Here is a 19,079-nt window from a genome sequence, read left to right on the forward strand (position 1 = left end):
AACAGCTCATGCATTCAACATACTCGTTCGAAGCTAAGCCTTGCCTAATCCTTTGATTGGGGTCTAGGATCAGCAACGTCAATTTCTTCCTTTTTGAAAGGGCCAGCTTCATGAAGATTTTCGGACGCCGCACCATGGGCGTTGTGGCACTGCTGTCAGCCGGAGCCGTCGCATTAGCCGGTTGCTCGCGTGGTGAGGGCGATGAAAGCACGCAGTCCACCGACGCCGCCAGCGAAGAGCGCGTGGCTAGCCTGGGCCTGGGGGATGCCGATACGCTGCTCGCCCTAGGCATTACTCCCGTGACGGTGGCGCCGTGGGGCGCTGAGGGCGATGGCGATCCTTCCGGCGTTGGCCCGTGGTCAAAGAAGCTGCTTGGCGATGCCAAGCCTGAGGTCATCTACAACACCGCAACTGGTTTCACCGCGGATACCTTCGAGCAGATTACCGCTGCTGATCCCACCAAGATTATTGCTGTGAACCAGGCAGTAGATGCGCGCACGAAGGAATCCCTGGAGGATATCGCGCCGACCACCGTCAAGCCGGATGGCTATGAAGACTGGCAGGTTCCCTGGGAGGACCAAGTTGAGGCCATCGCGGATGCCGTGGATAAGGAAGACGAAGGCGATAAACTTATCAAGGACACCGAGAACGCCTTCGAGGAATTCCGCCGCGAGCACACCGAGTTGCAGGGCAAGTCCGCAGCCATCGTCATGCCTTATGACGGCAAGATTGGCCTGTACACCGATGAGGATGGGCGCGGCCAGTTCATCGAGGATCTTGGCATGGAAATCCCCGATGAGTTGAAGGGCGATGGCAGCAGCTTCTTCGTTGACATTGCCCCGGAAAACTACGCAAAGCTGAACCAGGTTGATCACCTCTTTGTCCTGGACTACAACGGCTCTGCCGATGTCTTGAAGAAGGATAAGACCTTCCAGGGCCTCGATGTAGTCAAGGATAAGCGTGTGCGCTACCTGGACACGGATACTGGCAACGCCATGAGCATGCCGAACCCAGTGACCATCCCTTGGGCAATAGATAAGTTTGAAGAGAAGCTGTAATTGTCAGCAACCACGAAGGACGGCCAGACTATCCAGACGGGTTCCACAGCGCAAAACCCCACAGCCACACCGGTGATGGAGCGGGGAAAGGGTCGCACGACGTTCCTTGTCGCCCTCATCCTCGCCAGCCTCGCGCTGGCGGTGGCGTCCTTGGCGCTGGGTTCCCGTTCCATTCCACCCGATGAGGTCATCGCCGCGCTGCGCAGGGCAGGCGAGCAGGATATCCGCGATATCGTGTGGAACCTGCGCATGCCGCGCACCTTCTTGGCCTATTTCGCCGGCGCGGCCCTTGCCGTCGCCGGTGTCTTGGCGCAATCGTGGACCAGGAACCCGCTGGCGGACCCGGGCTTTATCGGTATTACCGCGGGCGCGTCGTTCTTCGTTGCCCTAGGCACGGCCATTGGCATCGCTACCACCACCGGCATGCGGACCACCCTCGCGCTCGTTGGCGCGGGCATTACCACGCTGCTGGTTCTGGCCGTCTCGCGGCGGTTCCAGGACCCACTGACGCTCATTCTCGTCGGCGCCGGCGTCTCCGCCGCCTTGGGATCGGGCGCGGCGATCATCGGCCTGTATTCCACGGACGTGCTCGATAGCATGCGGCGCTGGACCATCGGCTCGACCTTTGGGCGCGGCCCAGAAGACGTCGCCATTGCGGGTATTGGCCTGCTCATTGGCCTCGCGTGCGCGGCGATGGCGGCTAGGCCGCTCGACCTTTTGGCCATGGGGGAGGAGTCCTCGCTCGCCTTGGGCGGGTCTCCCACCACCGCGCGGGTGGGCGCGGCGCTCAGCGTCGTGGTGCTGGCCGGCAGCGCCACGGCGGCAACGGGCCCCATTGCCTTCGTCGGCTTCGCCATCCCTCACATCGTGCGGCGGGTGGTTGGCCCCAGCGTGGCCACGATGATCTTGCCCTCCGCGCTCTTGGGCGGTTGCGCCGTGCTCGCGGCCGATATCATCGGCCGGCTCATCGTGGGTAACTCGGAGCTAGAGATGTCTATCGTGCTTGCCATCGTGGGCGCGCCCTTCCTCATTTGGGGCGCCCACCGTGGCGTGGGCAGAGCGTGGGGCGATAACGCATGACAACAATAAACAGTATCCTGCAAGCGCAACAGCGTCGCCAGCACGTCCGCGTGCTCGCCTCTACGCTCGTATTTGGCCTTATTGCGCTTGCCGCCTACCTGGTATTGCTGGGGCAAGGGCCGCTGGAATTGAGCCCGCGGCAGGTCCTCGATGTGCTCACCGGCGGCGGCAGCGAGAGCCACATCAGGGTGGTGTGGGACTTGCGCCTGCCTGTTGCCATCGCCACCGTCATCGTCGGCGCCGCCCTCGGCGTGGCCGGTTCGTGGACGCAGACCATGGCCCGCAACCCGCTAGCATCGCCGGATATCCTCGGCGTTACTGGCGGCGCATCGGTCCTGGTGGTGCTGGGCACCGTGCATTCGCGCCCCGGTTTCGCGGACGGTATCCCGGACTTCTGGTGGCGGGCATGCTTGGCGATGTGCGGTGCCCTCCTCGTCGTTATTCTCCTCGCCGTCTTGGGTGGCATCGGCACGAGCAATCGCATCGTCATCGTCGGCATTGCCTTATCGCTGATGTTTCAGGCCATCGTGGCGTATTTGATGCGCAGCGCCCAGATCCAGCGCGCGGCCGAGGCACAGACGTGGCTGGCAGGCTCGACCGGGTTCGTGCGCATGGAGGTCATCGTCCCTCTGCTGGTGGCCCTGGCGCCGTTTCTCGCCATAGGCATCTGGTGCGCGCGGGAGCTGCCGCTGCTTGCCCATGATGATTCCTCCGCGACCACCCTGGGTGTCAATATCACCCGCCAGCGCGCCCTGTTGCTCATCGCGGCAACCGGTATCTGTGCCGTGGTGGTTTCGGTGGTGGGACCCATTGGATTTATCGCGCTGCTAGCGCCGCACCTGGCGCGGATGGTGGCGCACACGCCTACGCCATCGCCGGTGGCATCGGCAGCCGCGGGCGCAGCGCTGCTGACCGTGTGCGCCGTCATCGCTGGCGCGATTCCGGTCAATGCCCCGGTGGGCGCGGTTTCCTCGGTCATCGGCGGCTGCGCCCTGGTGGTATTGGTGTGGAATGCGGCCCGGCGCACCTAAACGCTGTGGCGCGCGACAGCGAGGACCGGACAAACGAGCCAACCACAAAGTCCTACACAGTCGTTCGTGGATGAAGGAAAAGATATGACGGATAATCAGCCCACGCGCTCGAAGCGCCGGTGCAGCCTCGAAGCCACCGGCATCCATGCGGGATATAAGGACGGCGAGGATATCCTCGCCGGCGTCGACCTGCACGCCCGCGCCGGTGAGGTCACCACGCTCATTGGGCCCAATGGCTGCGGCAAGTCCACGCTGCTTAAGACGCTATCTAAAATCCTGGCCCCGCGGCAGGGCAGCGTCATGGTCGGGGAGGCTGACCTGCATGCGATGAACGCGAAGGAAGCCGCGCAGCAGGTGGCGTTGCTGCCACAGCACCCCGTGGCGCCGGATGGGCTGCGGGTAGGCGAGTTGGTCGCGCGCGGGCGCCACCCCTATCAGGGCAGGATGCGCGGCCTTTCTCCTACGGACCGAGAGATCATCGCCCAGGCCTGCGAGGCCACGGAGATTGTGGACTTCCTCGACCGCGATATCGCCTCCCTGTCGGGCGGGCAGCGCCAGCGTGTCTGGCTCGCATTGGCTCTGGCGCAAGATACGCCGGTGCTGCTTCTTGATGAACCCACGACCTTCCTTGACCCCGCCCATGCCATGAGCATGTTGGAGCTGGCTCGCGCACAGGCGCGCGCCGGCAAAACGGTGGTTGTGGTCCTGCACGATCTCATGCTCGCGGGCCACTACTCCGATTCCATGGTGGTGATGAAGGCCGGCGATATCATCGCGCGCGGGGCGCCGAAACAAGCGCTGGCTCCGAAGGTATTGGCGCAGGCCTATGGTATCGAGGCGGAGGCCTGGGACGACCCGCTTGGCGATGCCCCCATTATCGTCCCTCGCCGCGTCCTCCCCAGCGACAGCTAAGCGCTGCCCGCGCTAAGCGCCAGGAGCGTTTGGCTTGGCTACTGCCGCGCCAACCGGCGGATGTCCAAAACCGAAATGGCGATGATGAAGAGGTTGAGCACGCAGCCGACACTCAACAGGAAATTGCCAATGCGGTAGGTGCCCGTACCCACGGCCGCCATGTTGCCGTATATGTAGATCCAGATTACCCAGCCCACCAGCAGCACGATGCCGGCGATGCCGGAGAGTAGCTTGAGGCTGCGTGGGGAGGCGGGGGCGAAGAATTTAAAGGCGGCATCGATAAGCGCGCCCGCTGCAAGGATGATGCTTACTCCACCCGAGAGCCAGAGGGGGAGTAGGGCTGCGGTGCCGACGACGACGGGGAGGATGAACGCGAGGAACGCTAAGAGGAATAGTCCCAGGTGTATCCACAGCGTGCGCTTGGTATAGCTCATAGGGCAGACTCTACTTCCTTGCGCAGTGGGGGATTGGCGCCGGTGCGGGAGACGGTGATGCCGGCTGCGGTGGCAGCGAAGTGGAGGATTTCGCGCCACTCTTCGGCGCTTAGTGCTGCGGCCTTGTCCACATCGAGGCCACGTTCATCTAATTGCGCCAAAAGGGCTGCCATGATGGTGTCGCCGGCACCGATGGTATCGGTGACTTCAACTGCGGCGGCGGGAACGTCGAGGGACGTGTCCCCAGCCCTGACGCTAATTCCGTCGCCGCCGCGGGTGGTGACCACGATGGGCACTTGGTTGGTGAAGTCCTCGCCTAAAAAGTCCACCTCTTCATCTGATAGCTTCAGCACCGAGACGTGTGGCAGCAAATCCGTCAGGAATTTCTTATGCGCTTCGGTGGCATAAAAGGGCCGGATATTGGGATCTAGGGCCACGAGCGTTCCCTGTGCGGCGAAGTCCCTGAGCAGCTGCGCGTAGCGGGAAGCGCCCGGTTCCAAGGCCAGGGAGACGGTACCGAAGCAGGCGATATCTGCCGGAGCTAGTTTGGGCTCAACGAAGCGATCTGCGGTGCCTTCCACATAAAAGTTATAAGAAGCCGTGCCGTTTTCCGCGATGGTGGTCACCGCCAAGGTGGTCGGTTCTTCGCCGCGCTGCACGTGGGCGGTCTCGACGCCTTCTTCCTCCAAGCGTCGAAATAATTCTTGGCCAAACCCATCGGTAGAAATCCGCGATTGAAACTCCACGTCCGCGCCCAAGCGCGCCGCCGCGATGGCCACGTTGAAGGGGCCGCCGCCCAGCGCCGGGGTGAGGTCATTCAAGCGGCCGGGGGATACCGGAACCAAGTCCACGAGGCCTTCGCCGCACACATGAATAGTCATAGTTCCATAGTATCGGGGACATGAACCACCGACCGAACTTTCACCTTGCCCCACCACTGGGCCGCCTCAATGACCCCAATGGCCTTTTTGTGGATGGCGATATTCTGCACGCGTATTACCAGCATGACCCTGCTTTTCCGCACAAGCCCAAGCGGACTGGCTGGGGTCACGCCACCACCACGGTGTCCGCGCCTACTCCATGGCGGCATTATCCCGATGCGCTCTATCCTGACCTGCCCTATGACAAGGATGGGTGCTACTCCGGCGGGGCCGTTGTTGACGGCACTGACGTGTGGCTTTTTTATACGGGGAACTTGAAAGAAGACGGGCGCCGCATCCCGTCGCAGAACCGCGTGCGGGTTATAGACCCTTCCGGGCCAGAAGGCGGGATCTATGTCCGCGATACCGACAACCCGCTCATCGCTGATTCTCCGGAGGGATATACCGGCCATTTCCGCGATCCCCATATTTCCCGCGCCGGGGAGGGAGGGCGCATGGTCATTGGTGCGCAAACGGAAGACGAACGCGGAACCATCGTGCTGTATTATTCGCAGGATTTAAAGCGGTGGGAATTCCAAGGTGAGCTTGTTTTTGATGATCCCGCGCAGCTTCCCGGTGGCTATATGTGGGAGTGTCCCAACCTGCTGACCTTTGGGGATAAACACGTGCTGATCTTCTGCCCACAGGAGGAAACGGACCGGTGTGGCTACGTCGTCGGCACCTTGGACGGGCTTAATTTCCACGTTGAGCGCGGCTTTACCCTTCTGGATCACGGCACGCAGTTTTATGCGCCGCAAGCAACCGAGGAAAATATCCTGTTGGGCTGGATGGGCATGCCCGGTCATGATGAGACGCCAACGCAGGGGTGGGTGCATACCTTGACTATTCCGCGGCGGCTGTGGCTGGAAGATAACTACCTGTGTCAAGAACCGCTGTGGCCTGCGCTGCCGGAAACCCGCGGCAGGGACGGCTTTGGCTCGACCATCGATGTAACGGGGGAGGGGGCTTATGCGCTTGTCGACGCCACCGGGAAGGAAGCGTTCCGCGTGGTGCAAGGCGGTGGCACCATCTCTTTCAACGGCGGTGAGCCGATCACATGCCCCGATGGAGAAATGCGGCTCATTGCCGATGGCTGCGCCGTAGAAGTCTTTGCCGGCGGCGGTCGCATCGCCGCGTCCTTCGCCGTTTTTGGGGATGCTCCCTGGCAGGCATGGGAGCCGCTGGACTAAGACCCTGCGAAACTAGGGTCGACAGCTTTTTGCTTTGTGGACATTTGGGTCCAAACAGACTTAAATGGGAAGTAGCCAATCACATCCGGTCATTTGATGTGACCTAAATAACAAAGGTCGGTCCATGGAGCATAAAGAGGTCGCCGCCCGCACCCTGAAGGCATTAGGCGACGAAGAAAATATTATTGCCCTTGCCCACTGCGCCACGCGCTTGCGCATGGTCTTGGATGATTCGGACAAGGTCGATACCGCAGCGCTAGACAACGATCCGGATCTGAAGGGCACCTTCGAAGCCGGTGGCATGTTCCAGGTCATCGTGGGCCCGGGTGATGTCAATATCGTCTTTCAGGAGATGACCAAGTCCATTTCCAAGGACGTCGCCGTGTCCACCGATCGCTTGAAGGATATTGCCGCGGAATCCGGCAACTGGTTTTCCCGCGCGGTCAAGGTCTTGGCCGATATCTTTGTTCCGCTAATCCCCATCCTGCTCGGCGGCGGTTTGTTGATGGCATTAAATAATGTGCTGACCGCGCCGGGACTATTTGGGGATCAATCCGTCATCGAAATGTATCCCTCGTGGGAAGGTTTTGCTGGGCTGGTCAACCTCCTGGCATCCGCTCCCTTTGCTTTCTTGCCCATCCTTGTGGGCTTTACTGCTACTAAGCGCTTTGGCGGCAATGAATTCCTCGGCGCTGGCATGGCCATGGCGATGGTCATGCCGGATTTGGTTAGCGGCTATAACGTTGCCGAGGCTATTGAAAATGGCGAGATGCCCTACTGGGATATCTTTGGCATCGACGTTGCCCAAGCTGGCTACCAGGGCTCCATCTTGCCCATTCTGGTCATCGCCTGGATCCTGGCGACGATTGAAAAGTTCCTGCACAAGCACCTCAAGGGCACCGTGGACTTCATGCTTACACCCCTGCTTACCCTGCTGGTGACGGGCTTTATTACCTTTATGGGGCTGGGCCCAATCTTGCGCACCGCCGGTGAGTGGTTGGGCATGGGGCTGGCCAACTTGTATGACTTTGCCGGTCCCGTGGCGGGCTTCCTTTTCGGTCTGGTTTATTCGCCGATCGTCATTACCGGCCTACACCAATCCTTCCCGCCCATTGAGACGATGCTGTGGAATGAGGGCGGTTCCTTCATCTTCCCCATTGCCTCGATGGCCAATATTGCCCAAGGTGGTGTGGCCTTGGCCGTGTACTTCTTGGCGCGCTCCGAAAAGCTCAAGGGCTTGGCCGGCGCCTCAGGTATCTCGGCACTGTTTGGTATTACTGGGCCCGCGATTTTCGGCGTTAACCTGCGCCTGCGTTGGCCGGTTTTATATCGGTATGGCGGCATCAGCTATTGCGTCTACGTTTATCGCCATTTTTGGCGTGCTTGCGGATGCCCTCGGTGCCGCCGGCTTCATTGGTTTCGTTTCCGTCCCCCGCTTTGTCCCGACCTTCTTGCTGTGTGGTGTCATCTCCTTCGCCGCAGCCTTCATCGGGGCCTACCTGTACGGGCGGGTGCTCATCCACCGCAACGGCACCATCGATCCTGATGAGGTCAATCCTCCCGCCGCACAGGCTATGGCCGCCGAGGCTGCTGAAGAGTTTGCTGCCAGCGCTTCCGCCGCCGCAGATGCCGCGACAATATTTTCCCCGCTAGAGGGAAATGCTGTGCCCTTATCCAAAGTTAAGGACCCCATGTTCGCCGGGGGCAAGCTAGGTAAAGGCGTTGCTATCGAACCGACCGTCGGCAAGCTCGTCGCGCCTGCCGATGGCACCATCACCGTGACCTTTCCTTCCCACCACGCCTACGCCCTGCGCGTAGACGACCCAGCGGTGGGACCGATTGACATCCTTATGCACATTGGCTTTGATACGGTAAACCTCAAGGGCGAACACTTCACCTCGCATGTCAATAAGGGCGATACCGTCAAGCAAGGCGAGGTCCTGGCTGAATTCGATATCGAGGCCATCAAGGAAGCGGGGCTGCCGGTAACGACGCCAATCGTTGTGTCCAACGCCAAGAAGACCGGTCCCGTTATTCCCACCGCGGCTTTCCGCGAGGGCGAGCTCATTGGCTCTGGGACGGACCTATTTACCGTTGACCCGAAGGCTCAGCAGGAGACTGCGGAGACTTCTACAAAGGAAGCAACGTCTTAAGGGCTGGGGTTTCTGATACAAGAAAGGCTGGGGATAAACCCAGCCTTTTACTTGCAGGTGTTCATTAGGCGCCGTTGCGCCGTTGCCCAGGCTTTGGGCGGCTGGTGTCACCACGGTGACAATGGCTACGGTATCGATCCCCTAGAAACCATAAGAGACCGCCAAGTCGGTCGCTACCAACACCGGCACGGCTAAGTTTTGTTGTGGGCCAATCGCGTGGGAAATTGCCTTAGGACTACTCAGGAATACGAGTGCTAACGCACACCTACTGTTTAGTGCAAGAGAATTGAACTATGCGAAGAATTTCCGGCGGGCGGTGAACACGCCGCCAAGCATCATTGCTGCAATGCTGAGGGCTGCCAGGAGCCGAGCGACAGTGTTCGAGCCGGTTTCTGCCGCCATGCCACGCGGAGCCTCAACAGCTGCAGGTGCTTCGGCTTCCACCGGTGTTTCGACGGGGGGCCTGCTCAGGAGCTGTTTCCTCGATTGCGCCACTTTGAGCGATTACTTCTTCTTTGTTGTTTTTGATCATTTCTTGGGAGGCGGCCTTCTCTTCTGGAGTAGGCTCCAAGTGAGTCCGAGATTGATCTCTGATGTAGGTAATGCCGTCCTTGGCGAGGTACCACGTCACGCCACCGATTACGAGAACTGCTGCTAAGGCAGCAATTCCAATTCCACTTTGCGCCTGAGCGTTTGCTTCCGGCGTAGGGGCGGTGGGTGTGACGCCGAAGGTGAGGGCGCCAGCTAACGCCGTGGCGGTCAGAACTTTAGGTATGCGATTTATTTTTGTCCTTAGGGGGCAGTGGAATAGGGAAGAGTCCGTCTGAGAGATAAACGGATCTAAAGATTAACAGGATTCTTTGTGCTGCATTACCGCTGCGCAAAGAAAAATCGTCCGATTATTTAAAACCAGGCACAGCTGTCCTAAATAGGGGGGTGCTAGGGCGAAAAGTTGCTTCGCATTCGAAGTTTGGAAAGCGCCACCCCCATATGGTTGAATGTATAGGTTGCGAGAGCTGGTCGGTCCGTAGCGGTGCGTTTCCGAATCGCCGGTCCGAGACCCATCGACGCTTTACGGTGTTCGTTGTAAAGGCTCGAGCACAGCAAGTTTGTAGACCGCGTGTGGCAAGGACGGAAATCTTGTCGCACATCAATCCAGGTCAGGAGACCCATAGTGATTCAGCAAGAATCGCGTCTGCGCGTCGCCGACAACTCTGGTGCACGTGAAATTTTGTGCATCCGCGTTCTCGGTGGCTCTGTCCGACGCTCCGCTGGCATCGGCGACGTAATTGTCGCGACCGTCAAGGACGCTGTTCCAGGCGGCAGCGTAAAAGAAGGCGATGTAATTAAGGCAGTTATCGTCCGTGCGAAGAAGGAGACCCGTCGTCCAGACGGTTCCTACATCCGCTTTGACGAGAATGCTGCAGTTATTCTGAAGGGCGATAGCGAACCTCGCGGTACCCGTATCTTCGGCCCGGTTGCTCGTGAACTTCGTGACAAGCGTTTCATGAAGATCGTTTCTCTAGCACCGGAGGTGATCTAATCTTATGAAGATCCATAAGGGAGATATGGTGATTGTCATTTCGGGCCCAGATAAGGGTGCGAAGGGCAAGGTCATCGAGGCATACCCGAAGCGCGAAAAGGTCCTCGTTGAGGGCGTTAACCGCATCAAGAAGCACGTCGCAAACTCCGCTACCGAGCGTGGCGCTGAGTCCGGTGGAATCGTTACCCAAGAAGCCCCGATCCACGTGTCCAACGTTGCGATCGTTGACTCCGAGGGCAACCCGACCCGCGTGGGCTACCGTTTCGACGAGAACGGCAAAAAGGTCCGTATCGCGCGTAGCAACGGGAAGGACATCTAAAAATGAGCGAGAACTACACCCCGCGTCTGAAGACTCGCTACCGCGAGGAAATCCGCAAGAACCTGAACGAAGAGTTCAACTACGACAACGTCATGCAGATCCCTGGCGTCACCAAGGTGGTCGTCAACATGGGTGTTGGCGAAGCTGCTCGTGACTCCAAGGTCATCAATGGCGCTCTCGAGGACCTGACCGCTATCACTGGTCAGAAGCCGCAGCTGCGTCGCGCAAAGAAGTCCATCGCGAACTTCAAGTTGCGTGAAGGCATGCCCATCGGCGCACGCGTTACCCTGCGTGGCGACCGCATGTGGGAGTTCCTGGACCGTCTGCTGACCATCGCGCTGCCACGTATTCGTGACTTCCGTGGTCTGTCTGACCAGCAGTTTGACGGTCACGGTAACTACACCTTCGGCCTGTCCGAGCAGTCCATGTTCTACGAAATCGACATTGACAAGATCGATCGTCCCCGTGGTATGGATATCACCGTCGTTACCAGTGCTACCAACGACGAGGAGGGCCGTAAGCTCCTGCGCGAGCTCGGCTTCCCGTTCAAGTAAATAGATCGCTAAAAGGTCCCAACTTCCATGGAAGGAGTTGGGACCTTTTAGTTTTATTGTCATCTGTGGATTCTAGGGGTCATTGCAACGATGACGGTTACTTGGGTGTGATACTACCGGTTTGTGTCAGGGCGTTGGTCATGACTTCGGCTGGGGTGCGCCAGTTGAGTGCTTTGCGTGGTTTGTGGTTGTGAATGTTGGCGATCATCTCTAGGTCCGTGGCGGCGTAGATGTACAGGCCACTGTTTTGGCAAGGTTTCTTCTGAGCCTACCGTTGGTGTTTTCGTTGCTGCCTCTCTCCCACGGCGATCCTGGACGGCAGAAGTAGATGGGAATATCAGTGGCCATGGTAAAAGCTATATGGCCAGACACTTCACTTCCTTGGTCCGGTTGAGTCCTCCTTATTAAGTCTTATTAACATAAGGAGGGTCGAACCTATCATTAGCCCGAGGGAGAACGTGTAGTTTGAATCATTCATTAATCCACCAAAAATGGATAGCACAAACCCGACGAAAAATACCCCAGACTCCGATCTTGGGTAAAAATCTCTACGTATAGAGGCGTTATACAGGGTCAAGTATATTACTGCCATAGCAAGAGGGAAAACACTTAATTCTCCCCAGAAAAAGCCCGCTAGAGAAGTGGATACAAGAATGATTAAAGGAAGTAAAACAGATTTCGATATACGACTAAACAAAGCTAATCACATTTCTCACGGGGGAGCCTTCGTCCATCCATTGGTTATAAATAGCTCAGGTCATCACGGTGATCGGCATAGACCCAATTTCTCTTAGTGGTCAGTCTATTCTATCACTTATTTGGGTCATCACTGCATACGGGCTCAATTTCCACTGACTTTCCCAAGAACCCGTAAACAGTTAGCTAAATTTATTATGCATAGTTTTTCTTTGTCAAAAGGAATGAATCAGGAAGGTAGGTAGATACCCGGCATATTCCATTGAACTATGTTTAACATGCTGAATGCAGCAGTCCAGGTTAGCTTCCAACCTATTCGGGCAGAGATTAAAGGCTTGGTGCGTAAAAACCACTTTAAAACGCAAAATGAGCCCGGCCCGAGCTAGTAATCGACCATGCTCGGGGCTGAGCTCTGGGTTAGGGGTTGATGCTTCTTGGGTTCTAAGGTCGTGGAGCAGTTCCTCGGTGAGAGTTCGTTGCGGTTGGGCGGTCAACGAACCCCGGAGCTTAAGGGCTACTGACTGCCTTTAGACCGCTTTTTCACCAGTACTATGCCGCCGACAACAAAGAGTGCGGCGAGCACGAGAACCCAACCGATATTGGCACCCGTAGAAGCTAGTGCGCCGTTGTGGGGGCTGGAAGAGCCTCCGCCGGATCCGGAGCTTGGACCAGAGCCACTGCCTGCGCCCTTAGCAGTAGTGGACTTGGTGGAGCCGTTCGACTTCCCAGCGCCATTTCCCATGGATGCCTTAGCGCCCGCATTCGATCCAGATGAGTTAGTTGCCTTGGACTTATCGGACCCCGGCTTATTAGTGTCGGTGCTATTCGAGCCGTTATCTGGCTTGGTAGCGCCTGGCTGCTTAACCTTCGAGGAGTCTGCGGGCTTGCCCTCTTCCTCTTCGCCTTCTTTGTCAGTGCCTTTTCCACCGGGCTGGGTGGTTGAATCGCCCACGAGGAAGGTCACGGTGTGCCAGTCGGTGAGTTTGTCGCCGTCGTTGTTGACGGTGCGCATTTCCATTTCGTAGCGCCCTGGTTCGGTAAAAATCCAGTGCGCGTGGACGTGGAAAGGACCATCCTCAACGCCTTTGATCGTATGGGTACCGTTGCTATCGGCTAAGGTGCGTGCCGGTGTGTTTAGGGAGGCAGTGTGGCCGGCCCACCATTTTCCGTCCGTAGGTGCCGACTTAGGGCGAACTTCGATCGCGGCGTCACGGTAGTCTTGCCCCACCTTGATCGTGTCCCACCCCGGCCACACAGCGTCGTGGTCCTGTTGCAATGGTAGGTGGTAGATCGTTGAGCCAGTCTTTACCATTCCGGTAAAAGACAGCGTCTTAGCCAGGGAGTCAGCGACCGTCACGCGGCGGGCATCGTGAATGCGCAGCGCTACGTCTTCAGGCACGTTGTGTTGGTCGTCTTCGTTGACATAGAAGCCGAGCTTGTTGTCCACAACCTTTGGCCCGAAGTCGATGTGGCCCTTGGTAATCTCGCGCTTCTTAGACGGTTCTGCGCTGGGAGCAGGTTCCGTTGTCTCTGGGCTTGGTTCCTTCGACGGTGTGGTGCTTTCCGTGCCGTTGGAGTCGCCTTCAGTGGCACTGTCGTTCCCAGTAGTGGGTGGGGCAGCAGATGATGAATCCTCGGTAGCTACCTTGAAGCGCAGAACAGCCTTTTTCGCAGGCTTACCGTCTTTTTCTGCGACCGTGACACCAACTTCATACGTACCGGGTTTGTTGAATGCCCAGTTGAGGTGCATGTGTTCTGCGGTTTCGGTGGTGTAGGAATGCGTGTCATCGCTGCCGGCAAGGCGCTGGTCCAGCCCGGTCTGATCAGCCTGGTATGCCAACCATTCGCCGTCCTTCGGGGCGCTGACGGGGGTGAAGGTAAAGGTGTAATTCTTCTTGGTGTCCTTGTAAGCATCCTCAGTGCTGAGCCCAGGCCACACTACACCGGTGCGCTGTGTCTCTGGCAGGACGTAGGCAGCGCTGCCTTTCTTTCCAAAGTGCGGAATGTCTTTGTTCAAAGTGGACTTGACCTGCTTTGGAACGGTGAAAAAGACATCGGAAGGCTTACGCCAGATTGCACCAATGTGGTACAGGTTCGTCTCGTCCTTGATGCCCAGGTGCAGCTCACCATCTTCGTGGATCGGGGAGATATCTACGTGACCCCGGTGCAGATTGAGCTCCTTGTGCGGGGTGTCTTTATCCTTCGGGTTCTGCGGCTTGGGTGAGGGGATCTTGGGAACAGAAGGCTTCGAGGTCGTGGAAGGCGATGGATTCTTGGATGGGGCAGAGCCTTCTGATTCTTCCGAATCCTGCGGCTTCTCTGGGGCGTCGGAGTCTTCTGGCTTCTCCGATCCTTCTGGTTCCTGTGAATCCGTGGAGTCAGAAGCCTCAGCGAACGAGACGGTGGTCTCAGCGATCGGCTCATAAGCATCTTTGTGAGTATGGCTAAATAGCGTGGCGCCACCGGCATCGGAGCGGGAATCAGGAACGATGCGCAGCATGAGTTGGTATCCGGGCTGCTTACAACTATCGATGAGTTGCCTGCTCGTTCTTTGCCCCGGCCCGGAAGTAAAGCTGATTTCGCAATCTGCAATATGCTTTTCCGGCAGGCTGGTCATCGGTTCGCCATTTACCTTGTAGAAACCGCCGGTAACGCGCACCGTGGTGCGGTCATCTTCGGGCTCTACGGTGATGTCGATATTGCGGTCACCATCGCCGTACACCTCGCTGGTGGACACGGTGATATCTGAGCTCTCGATCTTAAGGGGATCGGTCTCAAACGGCTCTATCTCTTCCATCTCAGGGGTAGGAAGCTCGCCGCTTTTCGTTGTATAAGCTTCGGCATCTTCATCGTCCTTTTCCCCATCGGTGCTGGTCCAGGACTTTACGGGTTCGGATACCCAGCGAGGGCTTGGGGAATCATTGTCGGGAATAAAGATGGCTTGGAAGTTGGATTCTTCATCACCAATCATTTCATCCCACGAAGCTTTACCGCCTTCTACCTTGCGCTCGGCAAGGTAGTGGCCGTTGATGGTGAATACGGCGCGGCCGGAGTCTTTGGCATTGCCAGTATCGAGGGAGAGCGTGGTGAGGATGCCTTGCTTCGCGCCCTTTGTATCGGCCTTGGAGGGAGCCATCTTAAATATAGGAGCGTTGGACTCGGCCCCTTCGGAGCCTGAGTATTCAGACTTGGCGTCGTTAAAGGCGGTATCAAGGTCGGTGATCGTGCGCTCGGCGGGGTTGGTTCCGCCTACCTGCCAGACCAAGGTTTGTGGCTCGGAGTGGATGAAAGTGCCATCCTTCTTTCGCGCAGAAGCGCGGTAGGTGACCTCGTAGTGGCCAGGACGGGTAAACGTCGTGGCGTTATGCGTGTGCGTGCCTGCATTGACCCAGGTGGTACGGAATCCCGGGTCGTGGGAGGACCAGAGGCGGTTCAGAGGATAGTTCTCGTCGCTGTAGGTAAACAGCTCCATGCGGCCGGGGCCCTTAAAATCAACGATTTCCATGTTGAAGGATTTATCGCGGAATTGATCGGTGGGAAGATCCGCGGCGGCACCGAACCCAGCCCAGATGGGCATGGTGTTTTTCGGGAAGCCTACTGCGGGGCCGCCGTAGTACATGAGCTGGTTTTTCTCGGCATTGAGAAACTCGAAGCGCGGGTCATCGGGAACGCGCCAGGCATAGGCTCCTAGGCCGCCATCGACGCGGCCGTGGCTGACCCAGTTGATCGTGTCCTCGATGGGGACTAGGCCCGCACTATTGGACATGAGTTTGAAGTTTCCGTCCTTCCACACCGCGTGCGGGGAATCTACGTGCGTTTGGGTGCGGACAAGTGGGGCGTCCTCAGCGAGGGCGAAGGGAGCGTGGAATAACGCGAGCGCCAAGACCACGACTATGGTGGCAAGGCGCGGTAGTGAGGTGCGCAACGGCATAAGGTTCTCCCAAGGTTAGGTGCAGTGAACTTTTATATAGGTTGCGACGAATACTACACTATTGCAAACCGTTATCGTTAGCGTTGTTGAAAATAGTGAACCTTTGCCCGCGAGCTGGGAAAGAAGATATAGAAAGTCCCCACCTCCGGTTGCGGAAGCGGGGACTGTGTAAAGCTGAGGAAAAGGAGCGGATAAGCGGAAGGCGGGCGAGTGACCGCAGTGCTGCTGAGCGGTTAAACTTTGTCGTCCGCGGTGTGGGTGGTGCCCTCGAATTGCCATCCCACGACGGCATTGCGCACGGCGGCCTCGAGGGGATTGGCGGGCTGGATGCAGCTAGTCGTCAGCAGCCTGCCTGGCATCGCGTCCTCGCCCCATACGCTGGAGTCACCGGCTAGGCCTTGTTTATCGGGGTCATGGAGATCGGTTGCGGTGTAGGTGAGCCAGTTCTGGTCGGAATTCTTGGTGCGTACGTACAGCTTGTCGCCGATGCTGACCTTGTGCTCGTTGGCAGCGCCATCGTAAAGCTTATTGAATACGGCAGGCACGCCGGCGCCGGTGTGCCAAGCGATAACGACGATATCGTCGGCATTTGTTCTAGGCAGGGAGTAGGGGCGGTCATCGGCAGTATAAGTGCAAGCCTTATCCATGGTGTCAGGGTTTATGGCGCCATCGACTACGCGGCACGTGCCATCCTCAAATTGGGCATGGACGTCGATGGCAGGGATAAACATTTCTACTGCCGCGGACGGTTCGAACACGGGAGCATTTTCTGCAGAAACTTGGTTAGTATCTAATCCTTCGGGCGAGCTGATGTTGCGTTCGGACGTATTGATGCTGCGATCGATCGTGCTGATGACGAGGATCGTTGCAACGATGCCGGCTGAGACTCGAAGGACTCCGGAGGACGCCCATGCGCCTTTAAAGCGATCCCAAGGGGAAGAAGGGGCTTTTCGGTGCCTTGGAGCTGAGGTCTCTTTTATCCTGCGATTCGGGTAACGGCTTTGGATGTGACGCGCGTGATGCTCTGCTTTCCGCCAATCGCGCTCTGTGGAATGGTGCCGGCCAGATCCACCTTTGGGCCGGGAATTTTTATCAGCAACGCTAGAAGCATGGCCTGGAGTGTTGTGATTTAAGGATGTAGTGTGGCGCGGTTGCGCTGCGGATAAGTGAGATCCCTTCCTCCGTGGGTGGTCTTGGTGCTCCACTGCGACCTCCGAGGAAACTAGGGACAATAGGGGTGGGTGTGAACCCAGCTTAGAGTAATAATTTTCTTTTCCGGCTTATCGAGGCAGCGGTTGCGCTAACCGCTACGATACTCCGTGATTCTCTTGTCCGTATAAGTACAGCTAAATAAGGAAAATAAAAACGGTGTCTCTCAACGAAGCTGCCAAGGCCGGATCCCTGAAAAAGGCCGCCCTACTCGATCAATCATTTTCACGATTTTCTGTCCGCGCAATTCTCGCCGGTGTGTATCTGTGCATCGGCACCGTATTTGCCGGCGTCGTTGGCCAAGCGGTGGAAGAGCTTGCCCCAGGCTTGGGCTCCGTGATCTTTGCCCTGTTCTTCGGCCTAGGCCTCTTCGCCATCGTTATCCTCGGTGCTGAGCTGGCCACGGGCAATATGATGTACATGGTCTACGGGGCGATGCAGAAACACTTGTCCTGGGGCAAGGCCTTCTACGTACTGCTTATTACCACGATCTTTAACCTTGTCGGCGCCATCATCTTTGCCGCCGTCATGGGCATGTCTGCCAAGCTCGCGAATATGGATCCCTCGCACCTGTTGGTCACCATCTCTGAAGGCAAGCTGACCAAATCCCCGCAGGGAATGCTCGTGGAGGGCATGGCCGCGAACTTCGTGGTCAATATGGGCATCGTTGGCGCGGTCTTTGCCAAGGAAATCGTGTCGAAGTTCATCGTCATCGTCCCGATCATCGGCATCTTCGTGGGCCTAGGCCTGGAGCACGTGATTGCCAATTTCTGTCTCTTCGCGCTCACCTTCTTCGGCAGCGATCCGCTGCCGGCCGCGCTGACCGTTGGCAATGTTGCTCTCAACTGGACGCTGGTGTGGATTGGCAACTTCATCGGCGGCGGCTTGCTCATCGGTGGCGTGTACGCCTGGCTCAATAATGGGCCGGAAGATTACCGCGACTAGGCCAGCGTGCCCGAATAAAGGTTAAAGCGATCGGCACGGGCAAAGCCCACTAGCGCCATGCCGGTCTCGCGGGCGGTCTCTACGGCAAGGGAAGAGGCGGCGCTGACGGCAACGAGCATGCCAAAACCGGCCATGGCGGCCTTTTGGACCAGCTCGAAACTGGCGCGGGAGCTCATGACCAAAATGAGGTCATCGGCGGGCAGGCGCTCTTCCATGAGCAGGTGGCCAATAACCTTATCGGCGGCGTTGTGCCTGCCGATGTCCTCCCGGATGACCACCGGCTCACCCTCGAGGGTAAATGCGCCGGCGGCGTGGATTCCGCCGGTCTTGCGGAATTCCTTTTGGGCGGCGCGCAGCTTCTCCGGCAGCTGGACCACCAGCTGTGGGTCCACGGGGATCTGGGGGATGGGGTAGCGCGACTTCTTTGCCAGCGCCTCGATGGACGAAGTGCCGCACACCCCGCAGGCGGACGTCGTCGTGGTCAGGCGGAGATCGCTCAAGTCCAACGGCGTATTCTTCACCAAGTCTATGTCCAGCAGGTTATAGGTATTCATGCCCTCGACGGTGGAACCGGCGCAGTAGCGGGCAGTGGTGACATTGGAAAGCGCGGCAATATGCCCCTCGGAGTGGAGGAAACCGTGCGCCAGCTCAATATCGTGGCCCGGGGTGCGCATGGTGGTGGTGATGGTCTGCCCGCCCACGCGAATCTCAAGCGGCTCCTCGCCGGCGACGGTATCGGCGCGGGTATCTACCTGCGCGTGCTCGCCCAGACGGACCTTCGTGACAGCAAACGTGGTATTCTTACGTCCAGCCATTACTTCAGCGCCTCCTTGAGGGTTTCGATATTTACCTTGGCTTCTGCCGTGCTTGCCGATGCCAACCCCACCACGAACGCCGTCAACGGTGCTGCCGGCCGCGATTGGGTATGGGCCACGTCCTTGGTTAAATCCAGCAGTTCCCGGGTCAGCGCCGTGGCCTCGTGGGGCTCGAGGTTTAATAGCCGCGCGGCCTCTTCAAGCCATTGGTGGGCGGTGCGGATCGGATCTTCGTTCTCGGTACTCATCTCAACTACTCCTCAACTATGTGGCGCTGTATCCGACTGTA

At 58.1% G+C, this 19,079-nt stretch carries 15 protein-coding genes and 2 pseudogenes; 10 read left to right on the plus strand and 7 right to left on the minus strand.

Annotation, left to right across the window (positions count from 1 at the left end; genetic code table 11):
* Nucleotides 1-110: 110 nt before the first annotated feature.
* The 4 genes from QP970_RS05325 to QP970_RS05340 all read left to right on the plus strand — a co-directional run bounded on the left by QP970_RS05325 (nt 111) and on the right by QP970_RS05340 (nt 4,081).
* Nucleotides 111-1,058: an ABC transporter substrate-binding protein gene (locus QP970_RS05325; RefSeq protein WP_239275511.1), complete on the plus strand. Its 948-nt coding sequence runs from the start codon at nt 111-113 to the stop codon at nt 1,056-1,058.
* Nucleotides 1,059-2,138, plus strand: coding sequence for a FecCD family ABC transporter permease (locus tag QP970_RS05330; protein WP_239275513.1), 1,080 nt, complete (start codon nt 1,059-1,061; stop codon nt 2,136-2,138). It begins immediately after the preceding gene.
* Complete coding sequence (locus QP970_RS05335; protein ID WP_284869758.1) at nt 2,135-3,169, plus strand: FecCD family ABC transporter permease; 1,035 nt, start codon at nt 2,135-2,137, stop codon at nt 3,167-3,169. The genes QP970_RS05330 and QP970_RS05335 overlap by 4 nt, the downstream gene beginning before the upstream one ends.
* 84 nt (nt 3,170-3,253) lie before the next feature.
* Nucleotides 3,254-4,081, plus strand: coding sequence for an ABC transporter ATP-binding protein (locus QP970_RS05340; protein WP_239269130.1), 828 nt, complete (start codon nt 3,254-3,256; stop codon nt 4,079-4,081).
* A 38-nt stretch (nt 4,082-4,119) separates the two neighbouring features.
* On the opposite strand, the gene QP970_RS05345 is transcribed toward QP970_RS05340, so the two are convergent.
* Both QP970_RS05345 and QP970_RS05350 read right to left on the minus strand, forming a co-directional pair.
* Nucleotides 4,120-4,515, minus strand: a complete 396-nt coding sequence (locus tag QP970_RS05345; RefSeq protein WP_239269110.1) for a multidrug transporter — start codon at nt 4,513-4,515, stop codon at nt 4,120-4,122.
* The gene (locus tag QP970_RS05350; RefSeq protein WP_239275515.1) at nt 4,512-5,396 is read right to left on the minus strand and encodes a carbohydrate kinase family protein; all 885 of its coding nucleotides are present in this window, start codon (nt 5,394-5,396) and stop codon (nt 4,512-4,514) included. The genes QP970_RS05345 and QP970_RS05350 overlap by 4 nt, the downstream gene beginning before the upstream one ends.
* A gap of 20 nt (nt 5,397-5,416) precedes the next feature.
* On the opposite strand from QP970_RS05350, the gene QP970_RS05355 reads away from it, so the two are divergent.
* The 5 genes and pseudogenes from QP970_RS05355 (at nt 5,417) to rplE (ending at nt 11,194) form a co-directional block, all read left to right on the plus strand.
* Nucleotides 5,417-6,625, plus strand: a complete 1,209-nt coding sequence (locus QP970_RS05355) for a glycoside hydrolase family 32 protein (RefSeq protein WP_239269108.1) — start codon at nt 5,417-5,419, stop codon at nt 6,623-6,625.
* 124 nt (nt 6,626-6,749) lie between these two features.
* Nucleotides 6,750-8,778: pseudogene (locus tag QP970_RS05360) on the plus strand (sucrose-specific PTS transporter subunit IIBC).
* A gap of 1,174 nt (nt 8,779-9,952) precedes the next feature.
* Nucleotides 9,953-10,321 (plus strand): 50S ribosomal protein L14, encoded by a 369-nt coding sequence (rplN, locus tag QP970_RS05365; protein ID WP_023025193.1) that lies wholly within the window; start codon nt 9,953-9,955, stop codon nt 10,319-10,321.
* Nucleotides 10,322-10,325: 4 nt separating this feature from the next.
* Entirely contained in the window at nt 10,326-10,640 is a 315-nt protein-coding gene (gene rplX, locus QP970_RS05370; protein ID WP_005276967.1) for a 50S ribosomal protein L24, read from the plus strand.
* Between the two features lie 2 nt (nt 10,641-10,642).
* The gene (gene rplE / locus QP970_RS05375; RefSeq protein ID WP_005276969.1) at nt 10,643-11,194 is read left to right on the plus strand and encodes a 50S ribosomal protein L5; all 552 of its coding nucleotides are present in this window, start codon (nt 10,643-10,645) and stop codon (nt 11,192-11,194) included.
* A gap of 97 nt (nt 11,195-11,291) precedes the next feature.
* Here rplE and QP970_RS11755 read toward each other — a convergent pair.
* The 3 genes and pseudogenes from QP970_RS11755 to QP970_RS05385 form a co-directional block, all read right to left on the minus strand.
* Nucleotides 11,292-11,602: pseudogene (locus QP970_RS11755) on the minus strand (transposase); the annotation flags it as partial.
* An 802-nt stretch (nt 11,603-12,404) separates the two neighbouring features.
* Nucleotides 12,405-15,821 (minus strand): choice-of-anchor M domain-containing protein, encoded by a 3,417-nt coding sequence (locus tag QP970_RS05380; protein ID WP_239269106.1) that lies wholly within the window; start codon nt 15,819-15,821, stop codon nt 12,405-12,407.
* A gap of 233 nt (nt 15,822-16,054) precedes the next feature.
* Nucleotides 16,055-16,579: a sortase gene (locus tag QP970_RS05385; protein WP_239269105.1), complete on the minus strand. Its 525-nt coding sequence runs from the start codon at nt 16,577-16,579 to the stop codon at nt 16,055-16,057.
* A 610-nt stretch (nt 16,580-17,189) separates the two neighbouring features.
* Here QP970_RS05385 and QP970_RS05390 point away from each other — a divergent pair.
* Nucleotides 17,190-17,975: a formate/nitrite transporter family protein gene (locus tag QP970_RS05390; RefSeq protein ID WP_239269104.1), complete on the plus strand. Its 786-nt coding sequence runs from the start codon at nt 17,190-17,192 to the stop codon at nt 17,973-17,975.
* Here QP970_RS05390 and fdhD read toward each other — a convergent pair.
* Nucleotides 17,972-18,790: a formate dehydrogenase accessory sulfurtransferase FdhD gene (gene fdhD, locus QP970_RS05395; RefSeq protein WP_284869759.1), complete on the minus strand. Its 819-nt coding sequence runs from the start codon at nt 18,788-18,790 to the stop codon at nt 17,972-17,974. The two genes, QP970_RS05390 and fdhD, sit on opposite strands and share 4 nt — an antisense overlap.
* Nucleotides 18,790-19,038: a DUF6457 domain-containing protein gene (locus QP970_RS05400; RefSeq protein ID WP_005276987.1), complete on the minus strand. Its 249-nt coding sequence runs from the start codon at nt 19,036-19,038 to the stop codon at nt 18,790-18,792. The genes fdhD and QP970_RS05400 overlap by 1 nt, the downstream gene beginning before the upstream one ends.
* Nucleotides 19,039-19,079: the final 41 nt, after the last annotated feature.

This window comes from Corynebacterium sp. MSK073, assembly GCF_030232085.1.
Classification (GTDB): Bacteria; Actinomycetota; Actinomycetes; order Mycobacteriales; family Mycobacteriaceae; genus Corynebacterium.

Bases quoted from the DNA above. Each gene is read 5' to 3' on its own strand.
- QP970_RS05325 (WP_239275511.1), top strand. From the start codon at position 111: ATGAAGATTTTCGGACGCCGCACCATGGGCGTTGTGGCACTGCTGTCA.
- QP970_RS05335 (WP_284869758.1), top strand. From the start codon at position 2,135: ATGACAACAATAAACAGTATCCTGCAAGCGCAACAGCGTCGCCAGCAC.
- QP970_RS05340 (WP_239269130.1), top strand. From the start codon at position 3,254: ATGACGGATAATCAGCCCACGCGCTCGAAGCGCCGGTGCAGCCTCGAA.
- QP970_RS05345 (WP_239269110.1), bottom strand. From the start codon at position 4,515: ATGAGCTATACCAAGCGCACGCTGTGGATACACCTGGGACTATTCCTC.
- QP970_RS05350 (WP_239275515.1), bottom strand. From the start codon at position 5,396: ATGACTATTCATGTGTGCGGCGAAGGCCTCGTGGACTTGGTTCCGGTA.
- QP970_RS05355 (WP_239269108.1), top strand. From the start codon at position 5,417: ATGAACCACCGACCGAACTTTCACCTTGCCCCACCACTGGGCCGCCTC.
- rplX (WP_005276967.1), top strand. From the start codon at position 10,326: ATGAAGATCCATAAGGGAGATATGGTGATTGTCATTTCGGGCCCAGAT.
- rplE (WP_005276969.1), top strand. From the start codon at position 10,643: ATGAGCGAGAACTACACCCCGCGTCTGAAGACTCGCTACCGCGAGGAA.
- QP970_RS05380 (WP_239269106.1), bottom strand. From the start codon at position 15,821: ATGCCGTTGCGCACCTCACTACCGCGCCTTGCCACCATAGTCGTGGTC.
- fdhD (WP_284869759.1), bottom strand. From the start codon at position 18,790: ATGGCTGGACGTAAGAATACCACGTTTGCTGTCACGAAGGTCCGTCTG.
- QP970_RS05400 (WP_005276987.1), bottom strand. From the start codon at position 19,038: ATGAGTACCGAGAACGAAGATCCGATCCGCACCGCCCACCAATGGCTT.